15 protein-coding genes are annotated in these 13,645 nt (G+C 38.4%); 4 read left to right on the forward strand and 11 right to left on the reverse strand.

Going from position 1 to position 13,645, the window contains the following annotated elements:
• Positions 1-36 precede the first annotated feature (36 nt).
• Together D0817_RS04765 and D0817_RS04770 are read left to right on the forward strand one after the other, a co-directional pair.
• On the forward strand, positions 37-660 hold the full coding sequence (locus tag D0817_RS04765; RefSeq protein WP_127337258.1) for a PASTA domain-containing protein: 624 nt from the start codon (positions 37-39) through the stop codon (positions 658-660).
• Positions 650-1,693, forward strand: coding sequence for an RluA family pseudouridine synthase (locus D0817_RS04770; RefSeq protein WP_127337259.1), 1,044 nt, complete (start codon positions 650-652; stop codon positions 1,691-1,693). Before D0817_RS04765 ends, D0817_RS04770 begins: the two co-directional genes overlap by 11 nt.
• Positions 1,694-1,782: 89 nt before the next feature.
• Here D0817_RS04770 and D0817_RS04775 read toward each other — a convergent pair whose 3' ends face one another.
• The 11 genes from D0817_RS04775 to D0817_RS04820 form a co-directional block, all read right to left on the reverse strand.
• Positions 1,783-2,397 carry a hypothetical protein gene (locus D0817_RS04775; protein ID WP_127337260.1) on the reverse strand — a complete coding sequence of 205 codons (615 nt, stop codon included), beginning with the start codon at positions 2,395-2,397 and terminating at the stop codon, positions 1,783-1,785.
• Between the two features lie 8 nt (positions 2,398-2,405).
• Positions 2,406-3,647: an ATP-binding cassette domain-containing protein gene (locus D0817_RS04780; protein WP_127337261.1), complete on the reverse strand. Its 1,242-nt coding sequence runs from the start codon at positions 3,645-3,647 to the stop codon at positions 2,406-2,408.
• A 178-nt stretch (positions 3,648-3,825) separates the two neighbouring features.
• Positions 3,826-4,683, reverse strand: a complete 858-nt coding sequence (locus D0817_RS04785; RefSeq protein WP_127337262.1) for a sulfurtransferase — start codon at positions 4,681-4,683, stop codon at positions 3,826-3,828.
• A gap of 32 nt (positions 4,684-4,715) precedes the next feature.
• Complete coding sequence (locus D0817_RS04790; protein ID WP_127337263.1) at positions 4,716-5,105, reverse strand: DUF1398 domain-containing protein; 390 nt, start codon at positions 5,103-5,105, stop codon at positions 4,716-4,718.
• 25 nt (positions 5,106-5,130) lie between these two features.
• The gene (locus tag D0817_RS04795; RefSeq protein WP_127337264.1) at positions 5,131-6,123 is read right to left on the reverse strand and encodes an alpha/beta fold hydrolase; all 993 of its coding nucleotides are present in this window, start codon (positions 6,121-6,123) and stop codon (positions 5,131-5,133) included.
• A 109-nt stretch (positions 6,124-6,232) separates the two neighbouring features.
• On the reverse strand, positions 6,233-7,069 hold the full coding sequence (locus D0817_RS04800) for a mechanosensitive ion channel family protein (RefSeq protein ID WP_127337265.1): 837 nt from the start codon (positions 7,067-7,069) through the stop codon (positions 6,233-6,235).
• A gap of 93 nt (positions 7,070-7,162) precedes the next feature.
• A complete protein-coding gene (locus tag D0817_RS04805) occupies positions 7,163-7,600 on the reverse strand; it encodes an acyl-CoA thioesterase (RefSeq protein WP_127337266.1) in 438 nt (145 codons plus the stop codon).
• A gap of 84 nt (positions 7,601-7,684) precedes the next feature.
• Positions 7,685-8,275, reverse strand: a complete 591-nt coding sequence (locus D0817_RS04810) for a hypothetical protein (RefSeq protein ID WP_127337267.1) — start codon at positions 8,273-8,275, stop codon at positions 7,685-7,687.
• 21 nt (positions 8,276-8,296) lie between these two features.
• On the reverse strand, positions 8,297-9,325 hold the full coding sequence (locus D0817_RS04815) for a saccharopine dehydrogenase family protein (protein WP_127337268.1): 1,029 nt from the start codon (positions 9,323-9,325) through the stop codon (positions 8,297-8,299).
• Positions 9,326-9,370: 45 nt separating this feature from the next.
• The gene (locus D0817_RS26405; protein WP_306462202.1) at positions 9,371-9,886 is read right to left on the reverse strand and encodes a cation:proton antiporter domain-containing protein; all 516 of its coding nucleotides are present in this window, start codon (positions 9,884-9,886) and stop codon (positions 9,371-9,373) included.
• On the reverse strand, positions 9,817-10,647 hold the full coding sequence (locus D0817_RS04820) for a cation:proton antiporter (RefSeq protein ID WP_262708213.1): 831 nt from the start codon (positions 10,645-10,647) through the stop codon (positions 9,817-9,819). Before D0817_RS04820 ends, D0817_RS26405 begins: the two co-directional genes overlap by 70 nt.
• 376 nt (positions 10,648-11,023) lie before the next feature.
• Between D0817_RS04820 and dnaK the strand changes: the two genes are divergently transcribed.
• Both dnaK and D0817_RS04830 read left to right on the forward strand, forming a co-directional pair.
• Positions 11,024-12,910, forward strand: coding sequence for a molecular chaperone DnaK (dnaK, locus tag D0817_RS04825; protein ID WP_127337269.1), 1,887 nt, complete (start codon positions 11,024-11,026; stop codon positions 12,908-12,910).
• Positions 12,911-13,114: 204 nt separating this feature from the next.
• Entirely contained in the window at positions 13,115-13,558 is a 444-nt protein-coding gene (locus D0817_RS04830) for a helix-turn-helix transcriptional regulator (protein WP_127337270.1), read from the forward strand.
• The last annotated feature ends 87 nt before the right edge of the window (positions 13,559-13,645 follow it).

The following is a 13,645-nucleotide window of genomic DNA, read 5'->3' on the forward strand; positions in this document are numbered from 1 at the left end:
AATAGGTTTATCTTTGCGACAACTAAAAATAATTTTATGAGTTTACGTAAGTATTTAACAAGCCGTGTATTTTTTCTTCAGGTATTAGGTGCGGCTGCTATTATTGCAGTTTTGGGGTATTTGTTTATGCATTGGCTGACTTTTACAACGGATCACGGGAACGAAATAACCGTTCCGAATTTATCCAAACTGACAGAAGAACAAGTGGAAAGTAAGCTGGACGAATTGGATCTGGATTATGTGCTTTTGGATAGTGTTGATTATAGAAGTGAATTTCCTAAATATAGTGTTGTAGAGCAAGATCCACTGCCAGGAACAAAGGTAAAAGTAGGAAGAAAAATATATATTAAAATTAATGCATCCGGTTTTTCGTCGGTTAAAATTCCGGACTTAATCGAAAAAACCTATCGCGAAGCGGTTCCGACCCTAAAAGCTTTAGGGCTTGAAGCGGGAACGATCACTTACATTCCGAACCTTGGAAAAGATATGGTTCTGGAAATGCGTTATAAAGGAAGAAACTTAAAAGTAGGAGACCGCGTGCTCAAAGCTTCTAAAATCGATTTGGTTTTAGGAGACGGAAAAGCATCGTATGTAGACGACAGTCAGGCGACAGACAGTTTAGCTGTGCCGGCAACTGAAACACCACAAGATGAACAATAATAATGAAAATTTAGATCTGGAAGACGAATTATTCGAACATTTCAGATTTGAAGTCCCTAAAGGTCAGGCGCTATTGCGTATTGACAAATACCTAATGAATTTGATTCAGAATGCGACCCGAAATAAAATTCAGAACGCAGCCACTGAAGGAAACATTTTTGTAAATGATATTCCTGTAAAATCAAATTATAAAGTAAAACCACTTGATGTGGTGACCGTAATGCTGACGCACCCCCCGTTTGAAAACCATATTCTTCCGGAAGATCTTCCGTTGAATATTGTCTATGAAGATGATGCTTTGTTACTGATTAACAAAGAACCCGGAATGGTCGTACACCCTGGTCACGGAAATTATACCGGAACTTTGGTGAATGCCCTGGCGCATCATTTTGATAATCTGCCTATGAACAGCAGCGAACGACCTGGTTTGGTGCACCGAATTGATAAGGATACTTCCGGACTTCTGGTGGTAGCCAAAACGGAAGCGGCCATGACACATCTGGCCAAACAATTTGAAGCTAAAACTTCGGAACGCGAATATATTGCCCTTGTTTGGGGAAATGTGGCCGAAGAGGAAGGGACAATTGAAGGAAACCTTGCCAGACACCTGAAAGACCGCATGCAGATGGCTGTTTTTGCCGATCCTGAAATCGGGAAACCTGCTATTACGCATTATAAAGTACTGGAACGTTTTGGTTATGTGACTTTGATTTCCTGTCGATTAGAAACAGGAAGAACACACCAGATCCGTGCGCACATGAAGCATATCGGGCATCCGTTGTTTAATGATGAACGTTATGGCGGCCATTTGATTCTGAAAGGAACTACGTTTACGAAATACAAACAGTTTATAGAAAATTGTTTTAAAGCTTTGCCACGTCAGGCGCTGCATGCCAAAACACTTGGCTTTGTACATCCGAATACCGGAGAAATGATGCGTTTTGATACGGAATTACCGCAAGATTTCCAGGATTGTATCGAGAAATGGCGCAATTACGGGAAGTCTCATAATATGGAAGAAGAAGCGAATTAATTAGATGATTTTTTAAATTAATTAGATAATTTTTTAATTAGAAAATTAGATAATTCCTGATATTTAAAAAGCTCCAGTCGGAGCTTTTTTTATGGGATATTTTTAATGGTTAAGTCCTTGATTTTTGCTTCTCCGTTGGTTAGGAAACCTAACTTGCCTTGTTGGCTTAACAGGCTTTTTTCCAGGGAACATTCTAAGACAGTTTCGTTATCGACTGAAAAGAACAAATGCTTGTGCAGTACTTTTATTTTTACGGAATACCATTTGTTGTTTTCTAACTTCATTGGTTTTTTGAATAAAGTCGGGCCGCCGCGTTTTTCATATTCATCTGTTCCTTTTTTGTAAACACCTCTTCCAATCACGATATTCTGGTCGATCTGATAGAGATAGGTTCTGATATATTGTTCCTTATCGATGTTTAACATAATTTCAAACAGTGATTCTTTGGTCATATTGACGTTAAAAGCAATTTCATAATTCTCCGGAAGTTTCTTTTTAGATTCTATGACACCCCAATGCATGGGTCCGCCAATTCCCCTTAACGTGTCTTTTTCAAGAAACCATTCTGTTGTATTTAAGTTCCAGTCTGATTTTAGGGCAACCGCTGGAGTGATCTTATATTCTTTTTTGGTAGTGGCAATGGTGCCGGAACAGGAAGTGATTATTAGGGATAAGACTAATAACACAGGATATTTAATTTTCATTTTGTTTTTTAGTTTAGCTCCGGGTGGTATTTGATTTTGCCGATTGACCCTGTGGGGGCCGGAAGCAATTCAAATACCGAAGTAGGGGCGAGGCCGGATTCGATGCGATGTGAAACGTATAAAATACTGACATTCGTTTCCTGTTTGATGGTGTTGATCAACTGAATGACCAGAGCAACATTTTCGTCGTCCAGACCTTCTACAGGTTCATCCAGAATTAATAAAGGCGGATGTTTTAAAACCGCACGGACAATTAATGCGACTCTTTGCTGGCCAATAGAAAGATCTATGAAACGTTTTTTGCGCAAATCACTCATTTCAATTACTTCAAGCCATTGCGCCACGGTTTGTTTTTGCAAAGTGGTAGGCTCAATGTATAAACCGATGGAATCGAAAAATCCCGAAAGAATCATTTCTTCCAGAGTATGTCCTTTTTGGAATAAATCGGTCATGGAAGTCGTGAAGATTCCGATTTGTTTTTTGATGTCCCAGACGCTTTCCCCGGTTCCTTTTTTTCTTCCGAACAAATGTAAATCCTGCCCGAAACCTTTTGGATTATCGCCGGTGATTAAAGATAAAATCGTGCTTTTCCCGGAACCGTTCGGGCCGATCAACTGCCAGAATTCACCTTGTTTTATGGTCCATGAAATTTGATCTACAATTTTTCGGTCGTCATAGCTTACGGAAACATTTTCCATTTTGATTAAGACATTTTCGTCGAAGGAATGTGATTCCAAAGCTTTTGGAATTGCCGCTGTATTTAGCGTTTTATAAAGTTTTTCTATTTTTGAAAGAGGATGTAATTCAAAGGTATTGTCTTTGATCTGCGCTTTATTGGGCACGAAATGAAGTACGTCGGTAACGCGGTTTACGATTTGAATAATAGCGATCTGCTCTGTTAAATCTTTTAAAGACTCGGCTAAAATGACACGCGAGGCCTGATCTAAATGATCAAATGGATTATCGAAAATGATAAAGTCAGGTTTTTGGCTGATACAGTATTTTAAAAACTCTTTTTTGCGTTCGCCGGAAGAAAAGGTCCGCAATTGCCTGTGGGAATCCGGAGAAGCCTCAACAATGTCGTACTGGTATTCTTTTTCGATGAATTTCTCAATGGCAATATCTGAAAAAAGAATCCCTTTTTGATTGTTAAAAACGGCTAGTTCTCCTTTGGCTTCGCCAGAAAGTAAAGTATCGATAAAGGCTTTTTTGTTTACCTGATTCGACAAAAGTATATCCCAATGCTGCATTTCTGTTTTTTAATAGAATTGTTTTTACCTGTTGCGTATATCTTTAACAAACAAAAACATAGATTAATAGTTGTTTTTGCCACTCCCGATAGCTATCGGGATAAAAGATTAGCACAGATTTTTAAAATCATTTTAATCCGGTAATCTGTGGCTAATAATTATGAATTTTACTTCGCGGTTATTTTGTTTGCTGTGTAAACATGTCGCGATCGTTTCGCGACCATTCACTCCAGGAGCCAATGTACAGTTTCGGAATCGGAATTCCGGCGTAGTCCATTGCTAACAAAGTATGGCAGGCCGTAACGCCCGAACCGCAATGTACAATTGTGCTTTCAGGTTTTACATCGCCCAAAATTTGGCTGTATTTCTGATGTAATATTTCAGCAGAATGATAAAAGCCATTTTCGTTTAAGTTTTCACTAAGGGGAACATTGACCGCACCGGGAATATGTCCTGCAATTAAATCCAGGGGTTCTGTGAGTCCGTCAAAACGATTTTTATCCCTAACATCGATTACGATGTTTTCGTCGTTATTTCGGGCTTTTTCGACTGCTTCAATATCGGCTAAGGCTAAATTCCATGCTGAAACCGGATATTTTTCAACGGGTTCGAAAATTTCAATTTCCGAACTGACCGGAAAACCTGCTTTTATTGCAGCCTGCAAACCGCCATTTAAAACCTGCACTTTTTCATGGCCAATGGCACGCAGCATCCACCAGAATCTGGCCGCGGCATTCGCCCCGCTTTTATCATCATAAATGATCACATGGCCCGAAGGCTGAATTCCAAGTCTGGAAAGTACTTCTGAAAACTTTTGAAAAGAAGGCAGCGGATGTCTTCCGCCCTGTGCAGGATCGCTTTCGACGGTTGCCAGGTCCTTATTCAGGTCAACATAGCGCGCGCCTTTTAAGTGTTCTTTCTGATAATTTTCTTCGGCATTAATTCCGGCCCGTGCATCAATCAGTATGATTCCTGATGATTCCTGCAGTTTTACTAATTCTTCAGGCTGTATAAGAGGTGAAAATGTATTGGACATTTAAATGAAAAATTAAATTCTTTTTAATAATATTAACCCGGAATTTTTTCAATCAATATTTCGTTTCCTGCCAGATCAAAATAAGTACAGGTCATTTCGATGATATCTACACGCCATTTGGCAATACCAGATTGTGCAGCATGATTACAAAATGTAAGATAATCTGTTTCGCCATTCTGGTGTTTGACCAGAAATTCGATAAAAAGCTCTTTATTGACAGCCACTGAGATTTTAATTTCAGGATATTTTTCATCAGCAGTAACGCTGTAATTGTTTACCCCGTAATATTCAACATGGCCGTCGTGTACAAATGTGTCGTACCCTTTTACGCCTAAAATGATTAAATCCTGTATATAATTTGGAAAATCAGCACCGCTTTTTACTTTGCCGTGTGCTTCTTTTATTTGTTCTATAGTAAACATATATTTCGTTTTTAAGGTTAAAGTTTTATTGTTTCAAAAATACAATTAATGGTTTTATAAAGGAATCAAATGATTCAATATGTGGTAAATGTCCGGTGTTCGGAACTTCAACTAATTTTGCATTCGGAATTGCTTTTTGTGTTTTCTTGCCTAATTCCATATAATTGCCCATTGTTTTTCTGACTTCTTCCGGGACAAGCTGTTTTCCTAAAGCCGTTTTGTCTCTCGTTCCGATGATTAAAAGTGTCGGACTTTTGATGTTTTTAAATTCGTATAAAACGGGTTGTGTAAAAATCATATCGTAAAGTAAGGCAGAATTCCAGGCCACTTTTGAATAATCCGGGGCAGTCGTCCATCCTGCGCCCAGTTCAGCCCATTTTTGAAAATCAGCATTCCACTTGCCGTCGTAATAATTTTCCATTTGGTACTTTTTGATGGCTTCGTAATTTTGTTTCAATTCCGATTCGTACCACCATTCTACGGGTTTGTAAGGAACGACCAATTTCCAGTCTTCTAAACCAATAGGATTTTCAAGGACCAGTTTTTCTGCTGTTTCGGGATACATCAGCGCAAATCTTGTGGCCAACATTCCGCCCATGGAATGTCCGAGAACGGTTGTTTTCTGAATTCCTAAATGATCCAGTACTTTTTTGGTATTCTCTGCGAGTTGTTGAAATGTGTATTGAAAATGATCCGGTTTTGAAGATTTTCCGAAACCAATCTGATCCGGAACAATGACCCTGAAACCTTCTTTTGTCAGCGCTTTGATTGTGGTTTCCCAATAGGCTCCGTTGAAATTTTTACCATGAAGCAGTACGATATTTTTGTTGTTGTAATTTTCCGGTTTGATATCCATGTAAGCCATTTTTAAAGGCTGACGCTGATTGTTCAACTCTAAAAAATGAACCGGGAAAGGATATTCATAATTGGTTAAATTGATGTCGAGTGCTTTTATATTTTCCTGCTGTGCCAGACATATAAAGGGAAGCAGCAGCAATATGATTTGTATTTTTTTCATTTTCAGACAGTTTTAATTTGCAATTATAATAAAAGTAAGGCTTACCGCTTTAAATGCAAAAATTATACTCTTAAAATTATCAGAAAAAACCGAAAGTTTATTGCAGGGATTATTTTTTCAGCGTAACAACACGCTGCGGATAAGGAATATCAATATCGGCCTCGTCAAAACGTTTTTTGATGCTTTGCAATAAATCGCAGTACATGATAAAGCCGTCTGTCGAATTTTTCGCCCACGCCCATGCTTTCAGCGTCACGCAGGAATCGGCAAGTGCTACAACACGTGCGACGACCAGAGGTATTTTTTGCTTTTTATTTTCGGCTGTTCGGGTATCAATAAAAAGAGGATGTCCGGCCACTTCCTCTTTCATGATTTCCAGTGCTTTTTCGACATCTGAGTCGTACCCGATGCCAATTTCGATTATTTTACAGCATTTGGTATCGTGCATATTGGTGTTTACGATAATCTGATTGCTGATAACCGAATTCGGAATAATGATCCGGTTGTTTTCGGCATCTTTCAAAACGACCTGCCGCAAATTAATATCTTCCACTGTGCCCACGAAGCCATTGATGGTAATTTTATCATTGATCCGGAAAGGCTTAAAAATCACGAGGAAAATACCGCTTACAATATTACTCAAAGCTTGTTGTGATGCCAGCCCCGCTACCAGGGAAATTACTCCGGCACCTGCCAAAAAGGAATGTCCGATAATTTTAAATTCCGGAATCTGGATTAAAGCAAAGGCAAATCCCAAAATATAAATTACGGTGATGATTAAATGCTTCAGAAACCGGAAACCAGTCGCGTCATATTCCTTATTGCTTAATTTGCGATATAAAAAATAACGTAATACCTTGTCGGTAATAGCACCCAGAGCAATAGTAACAATCGCTATAATGGTAATAAAAACACCTATTCTAAAGTCTTTTAAATAATCAATCATAGGGTTGTAAGTTTAAAAAAAATCCAAAAAACGACTATTTTTTAGAAGGTGCTTTTTGGATTTTTGTAATTTATAACAGATTAAGATTTTCTTTTAAAGCCCAATAAAATCATCACTTTTAGGGAAAATACTTAACGCTTCAATAGCAATTTCAGGAGTTGGCGAAGCTAATTTACGCAGTTTGGTATCCATCCAGGCGCCGTCTACGGTGATGACAGCACAAAGGGTGTCGTCTTCCTTCCTGAATTCGTGTATAATGGACCAGCGGGAAGCATCTGCCTTCATTTTTGAAGTTTTGGTGTGAATGAATATCTTGTCTGAAAGTTTTAATTCCTTTCTGAAGATGCATTCTTCCCTAAACAAAACCGGGCCAAAACTTTGCGTCTGCATGACACGCAGGGTTAAACCCAGCTGTTCTAATATTTCGATACGATGTTGTGCCCCAAAATCGTAATAAGCACTATGACGAACGTGAAAATTTGGATCAAGATCTGACCAGCGAAAAGATAATTCTTTAATAAATGAAACCATTTTGTTTGTATTTTATTGAGAAATCGAAATTACAAATAAAAACTCAGACCTTTTACTGCAAAACAGAACTATTGCCGCTGGTTTTTAAAAATATTCCGTTTTGAAAGGAGCAAAATCCTTTAGTTTCGGAAGCGGCCTGATAATGATTTTCTTTTGAGTTTTTGTTACCGGAAAATCATCTTCGCCATAAGGTTCTGTCTTTTTGATGCGGATTCCAGTCGATAAATTAAAGTCAATCGTTCCCATTGTTCCCTGTCCGTCCGAATAGACTTCGGAGAAACCAATGAGTTCGAAATTATTATGCTGATACCTGAATTTATGCTCATAGTGACCCCGCAAAAGTTCATTGTTGATACTAAGAATGCCTTTTTTTATGGTAATATCCGAAAATGCATTTCCATTGTAATACCCTTTTCTGCCTTCGGGAAAAGCCGGATCTATAGCTTTTACTGACGAAAGGACGCGCTTGAAATGACCATTGGATTCAGCAAAATAAATTTCGAGTAGATACGGGGCATTGTCGCTTAAAGTGTCTTGCGAAACTAGAACATAGTCTGCTAAGCCATCTTTGTTCAGATCGCCATTTACTTTAATGATTTTTTTATTGAAATTATCTTTTTGCGCCAATAAGGCTATGGGAAATAATAAGAAGAATAAGGATATGAATTTTGGCATTGTGTAAGGGACAATAGGTTTTTAATTTAATGTAGATTCTTCTATGGCAGCTATTTTAATATCATCTTCACTTAAGGATTGTAAAAAATCAGAAGCGTCAAAGACTTCGCCCATTGTTGTGACACCTGTTTTTTTTATGCTGCCCGATAAGATTCTGTTGACAGCTTCTGTAACCAAAGGTGCTGTAACGGCATAAATATCCTGTCCATGAGCCGAAACGGTTCTCCTGATATTGCCTTTTACCGCAATAACTTCCACACAAAATTGCTGAGAAGAGCGGTTTTTACTGTCAACCGGTTTTGGTTCGGGCGTGTCATTATTTCGGAGATCATTCAAAGAGTTCTGACTAAGGAAGGTACTAATGGTATGTACATTTAAATGGCGGGAAATTGTAATAATTTCAGAGAGCGGTAAAGCCACAACTTCCTTAATTCCGATCGGGTTTTTGAAATCCCATTCCTTTGGAACCCCGGCTTCAAGCTCCTGTAAACGATTGTCTTTGAATGTTAATCTTTTATAGTGGTTTCGATCTCCGGTCAGTCTTGTTCCTTTGGTCGGATGCCACGAATCCAGACCTATATAAACGTTTATTTCGTCAATTTTGTTCCAGTCCTGAGTTAGTGCCGTACTGAGCAGATCGGCTAACCCACCGTAAAAGGCAGCGGCAGGAATTATTAAAATTTTACTGTTTTTTGCCTGTTCAGCAAAAAGTTCAAATACATCTAATACTGCTTTTTGTTCCGCACTCAAATCGATATAATGACTGCCTGAACGCAAAGCAGCTTCAATGATAGGTTTTGCAGTATCTAAATAAGGCCCTGCACAATTTATGATAATGTAGGCTCCGTAAAAAGCGTCATCCATTGCTTTTGGATCATCAATGGCGGCTGCTTTTATTTTTAAATCCGGATATTCCTGATGGAGAAGAGTTAATTTTTCGGGATCTCTTCCGGAAAGCAGGAGGTTCTTATATCCTTTTCTGGAAAGTTCAGCTACAATAAATTTCCCTGTATGTCCGTAAGCGCCATAAATTGCAATGCTGTTTTCCATAATTTGTAAAATTTTAGTTTGTAGTAGTTACGAAACGCTGTAATTTTAGAACGATTCTTTAGGATCGTTATTTTCTTTGGTACTAAATTTTTTTACAATTAAAGGCAAAGTAAGTCCCTGACCAATAAGTGTTAAAAGAACAACAGCTACAGAGATAAATATAATAACAGTTCGCTCGGGAAAGGGAGTCCCGTCTTCCAGTTCTTTAGGGATACCAATTGCAATGGCCAGAGAAACGATTCCCCGCATTCCGGACCAGCTTAAGATGATACTATTATTAAAATCCAAAAGTGCATGTTCGCTCACTTTTCTTTTCCTTTTGGTATTTTGAAATGCTTTTTGGAGATTGATTTTCTGCAAAAATATTCGGACCATCCTAATCAATAAAGCCACAATAGTAATGATTGCTGCGTAACCGATGTAAGGCAGAATCATGCTGTTGTCTATGTCTTTCATAATATAACGAAAATTAAGTCCGATTAAAATAAAGATTAGTCCGTTGAGCAGAAAAATGATAATATCCCAAAGGTTTCGGGACTGATTTTTAAACTTTCCGGAAATATTTTTTTACTGAAACGGGCAATTGCCAATCCCAAAATAACGACTGCAATTACTCCAGAAACATGCAGATGTTCTGCGATAAGATAAGTTACAAAAGGCATTAACAGCATGAAGCTAATCGTTACATTTACGTTTTTGTGTACTCGGTTCAATATAAAACCCAGCATTTTCGCCATTACAAAACCTACTAAAAATCCACCTCCCAGTAAAAGCAGGAATTCGAGTGTAGCTTTCCAGATGACAAAAGCCGAACCCATGACGGCAGCCACTGCAAAACGATAGGCAACCAATGCCGAAGCATCATTAATTAAACTTTCACCTTCAAGAATAGTTATCGTTTTATGTGATATTTTCAGTCCTTTTGTAATGCTTATTGCGGCTACAGCATCTGTAGCAGAGAGAATTGCTCCAAGGACAAAAGCCAGCGGCCAGGTCATTCCCGGAATTGTAAAATGGGCTAAAACAGCGATTCCTAAGGCGGTAAGGAAAACTAGTGAAATAGCGAGTGTGCCAATTGTATTCAGATTGGTTTTGAAATCCTTAGGCGAAATATTAAAAGAGGCATCGTATAATAAAGGCGGCAGAAATATCAGGAAAATAATTTCCGGATTAATTTCAATTTCGTTCATGGTGGGAATAAATCCGATTGCGATTCCTACCATAACAAGTAAAATAGGCTGTGGTAATTTGATGGTGTCGGCAAAAGCGGATAGCCCGATGACGATCGCGAGAATAAATATAATGATGCTGTAGTTTTCCATTTATAATTCTATGTGATTGAAGAAAGTTGCTAATGTAAGTATTTCAGGATTTAATTGAAAATATGGAAAGATATAATCTGATGAGATCAGATAAGCTTCTTTTGAAAATAAATGCCCTAGCCCTGATGGGAGGGAAAATCCTTTTGTGCCGGGGTTCGGCATAAAAGATTGGAGGGACAGCAGGAAAAGCTCCTGATAATGACACCTAAAGTACTGATATGCCACAGTTGTCAGGTTTTAAAAATGTCATGTTGTCAGCTGATTTTTACCATGACAACATTAAAACTGACAATTTACTTTGGTTTTTTATATTGGCACAAAGATTGACTTATGCCACCTGAGTTAAAATGTATATCAAAAATTAAATATATAAAAAATGGGTAAAATAATCGGAATTGACTTAGGTACGACGAACTCTTGTGTTTCTGTAATGGAAGGTAACGAAGCAGTTGTTATTCCTAACGCAGAAGGAAAAAGAACAACTCCATCTATCATCGCTTTTGTTGAAGGTGGCGAAATTAAAGTAGGTGATCCTGCAAAAAGACAAGCAGTAACGAATCCTACAAAAACGATTGCTTCTATTAAACGTTTTATGGGACACACTTTTGCTGAGACTCAGGAAGAGGCAAAAAGAGTTCCTTACAGTGTTGTAAAAGGTGACAACAATACACCACGTGTGGATATTGACGGTCGTTTATACACTGCTCAGGAATTGTCAGCAATGACACTTCAAAAAATGAAAAAAACTGCTGAAGACTATTTAGGTCAGACTGTAACTGAAGCAGTTATTACTGTTCCTGCTTACTTTAACGATGCACAACGTCAGGCTACAAAAGAAGCTGGTGAAATTGCTGGTCTTAAAGTGATGCGTATCATCAATGAGCCAACTGCTGCGGCACTTGCTTACGGATTAGATAAAAAAGGAACGGATCAAAAAATTGCTGTTTACGATTTAGGTGGAGGTACTTTTGATATCTCTGTTCTTGAATTAGGAGACGGAGTTTTCGAAGTATTGTCTACTGATGGAGACACTCACTTAGGAGGAGATGATTTTGACCATACAATTATTGACTGGTTAGCTGACGAATTTAAAGCTGAAGAAGGTATCGATTTGCGTCTTGACCCAATGTCATTGCAACGTATCAAAGAAGCTGCTGAGAAAGCTAAAATTGAATTGTCATCTTCTGCAGAAACTGAAATCAACTTACCTTATGTAACTGCTACAGCTTCCGGACCTAAACACTTAGTTAAAAAATTAACTAGAGCTCAATTTGAAAAATTAACTGATTCATTAGTAAAACGTTCTATGGCACCAGTTGCTAAAGCGTTGAAAAATGCAGGTTTATCTATTTCTGATATTGACGAAGTTATCTTGGTTGGTGGTTCTACCCGTATCCCAAGAATTGTTGAAGAAGTTGAAAAATTCTTTGGTAAAAAAGCATCTAAAGGAGTTAATCCTGATGAGGTTGTTGCAATTGGAGCAGCTATTCAGGGTGGAGTTTTATCCGGAGATGTAAAAGATGTATTGTTACTTGACGTTACACCTTTATCTTTAGGTATCGAAACTATGGGTGGTGTTATGACTACATTAATTGAAGCAAACACAACTATCCCAACTAAAAAATCTCAGGTTTTCTCTACTGCTTCTGATTCTCAGCCATCTGTTGAACTACACGTTCTTCAGGGAGCAAGAGCAATGGCAGCTGATAACAAAACTATCGGTCGTTTCCACTTAGATGGTATTCCACCAGCACCAAGAGGAGTTCCTCAGATTGAAGTTGCTTTTGACATCGATGCTAATGGTATCATCAAAGTAACTGCTACTGACAAAGGAACTGGTAAATCTCACGATATTCGTATCGAAGCTTCTTCCGGATTAACTTCTGAAGAAATCGAAAGAATGAAACAAGATGCTGAAGCCAACGCTGAGTCTGATAAAGTTTTAAAAGCTAAAGCTGAAAAAATAAATGAAGCTGACAGTACTATCTTCCAAACTGAAACTCAGTTGAAAGAGTTAGGGGATAAGCTTACTGACGATCAAAAAACAGCTATCGAATTTGCTTTGACAGAATTAAGATTTGCTCACCAATCTCAAGATCTTGAAGCAATCCAAAAAGGATTAGACAATGTAAATGCAGCCTGGAAAGTAGCTACAGAAGCAATGTACGCTCAAGGTGGTGAACAAGGTCAACAAGCGGCTCCTCAACAAGAGCAGTCTCAAGGTGACAATGTTGAAGACGTTGAATTCGAAGAAGTCAAATAATTACTGATTAACATCAGTTAAGAATAAGTGCTAAAGCGCTGTAAACTTTATGTTTACAGCGCTTTTTCTTTTTTGTTCTTTTTTTATTCTGCTATTTTTTAATCGTTTTTTATCATATATTTGTACCACATTTGTACCGGCACTTAAAAGGCGATAAAGTGGCACTTATTTATGCTTATGGTGTATTAATCAGTAGATTGAGCTATGAAACGATTAAATAAACAATGTCTTGTCTGCGGCGGGGAATTTCTGCCCAAAAACGTAGCTTCCGTCTACTGCTCTCCTAAATGCAGCAAAAAAGCATACAAACAGAAGATGCTGCGGCTAAAAAAGGAAGAGGAGATCAAAGTGCTGGCAGGTAAAATACCCGAGAACAAGGCTTTTCTTTCTGTTCCGGAAGCTGGCATTCTTTTTGGTGTTGCCAAAAGAACACTTTACCGGCTTGTCAGCCAGGGGGAAATTCCGTCAGTTAATCTGGGAATCCGCCTTGTAAGGATAGACCGAAGCGTTATGGCTGAGATGTTCGGCCCTGCCCGCAGCCTGCCGCAGCCTGAAAGCGCACCGAAGAAAAAATTATACAGCCTTGAAAAAGAAGACTGCTATTCTATTGGAAAAACCGGTCAATTTGACCACCTAATTCCGGAGTAAATTGACCACCCGTTCCGGAGCAAACTGACCACCTAATTCCGGAGCAAATTGACCACCAGGTTTTGTGGTGAATTAAGTATTAAAAAC

Source organism: Flavobacterium cupreum (assembly GCF_003996965.1).
In the GTDB taxonomy this organism is placed as follows: domain Bacteria; phylum Bacteroidota; class Bacteroidia; order Flavobacteriales; family Flavobacteriaceae; genus Flavobacterium; species Flavobacterium cupreum.

Excerpts from the sequence above, each read along its gene's own strand:
- D0817_RS04770 (WP_127337259.1), top strand. The coding sequence starts at position 650 with ATGAACAATAATAATGAAAATTTAGATCTGGAAGACGAATTATTCGAA.
- D0817_RS04805 (WP_127337266.1), bottom strand. The coding sequence starts at position 7,600 with ATGGTTTCATTTATTAAAGAATTATCTTTTCGCTGGTCAGATCTTGAT.
- D0817_RS04785 (WP_127337262.1), bottom strand. The coding sequence starts at position 4,683 with ATGTCCAATACATTTTCACCTCTTATACAGCCTGAAGAATTAGTAAAA.
- D0817_RS04790 (WP_127337263.1), bottom strand. The coding sequence starts at position 5,105 with ATGTTTACTATAGAACAAATAAAAGAAGCACACGGCAAAGTAAAAAGC.
- D0817_RS04830 (WP_127337270.1), top strand. The coding sequence starts at position 13,115 with ATGAAACGATTAAATAAACAATGTCTTGTCTGCGGCGGGGAATTTCTG.
- dnaK (WP_127337269.1), top strand. The coding sequence starts at position 11,024 with ATGGGTAAAATAATCGGAATTGACTTAGGTACGACGAACTCTTGTGTT.
- D0817_RS04810 (WP_127337267.1), bottom strand. The coding sequence starts at position 8,275 with ATGCCAAAATTCATATCCTTATTCTTCTTATTATTTCCCATAGCCTTA.
- D0817_RS04820 (WP_262708213.1), bottom strand. The coding sequence starts at position 10,647 with ATGGAAAACTACAGCATCATTATATTTATTCTCGCGATCGTCATCGGG.
- D0817_RS04765 (WP_127337258.1), top strand. The coding sequence starts at position 37 with ATGAGTTTACGTAAGTATTTAACAAGCCGTGTATTTTTTCTTCAGGTA.
- D0817_RS04815 (WP_127337268.1), bottom strand. The coding sequence starts at position 9,325 with ATGGAAAACAGCATTGCAATTTATGGCGCTTACGGACATACAGGGAAA.
- D0817_RS04775 (WP_127337260.1), bottom strand. The coding sequence starts at position 2,397 with ATGAAAATTAAATATCCTGTGTTATTAGTCTTATCCCTAATAATCACT.
- D0817_RS04795 (WP_127337264.1), bottom strand. The coding sequence starts at position 6,123 with ATGAAAAAAATACAAATCATATTGCTGCTGCTTCCCTTTATATGTCTG.
- D0817_RS04800 (WP_127337265.1), bottom strand. The coding sequence starts at position 7,069 with ATGATTGATTATTTAAAAGACTTTAGAATAGGTGTTTTTATTACCATT.
- D0817_RS04780 (WP_127337261.1), bottom strand. The coding sequence starts at position 3,647 with ATGCAGCATTGGGATATACTTTTGTCGAATCAGGTAAACAAAAAAGCC.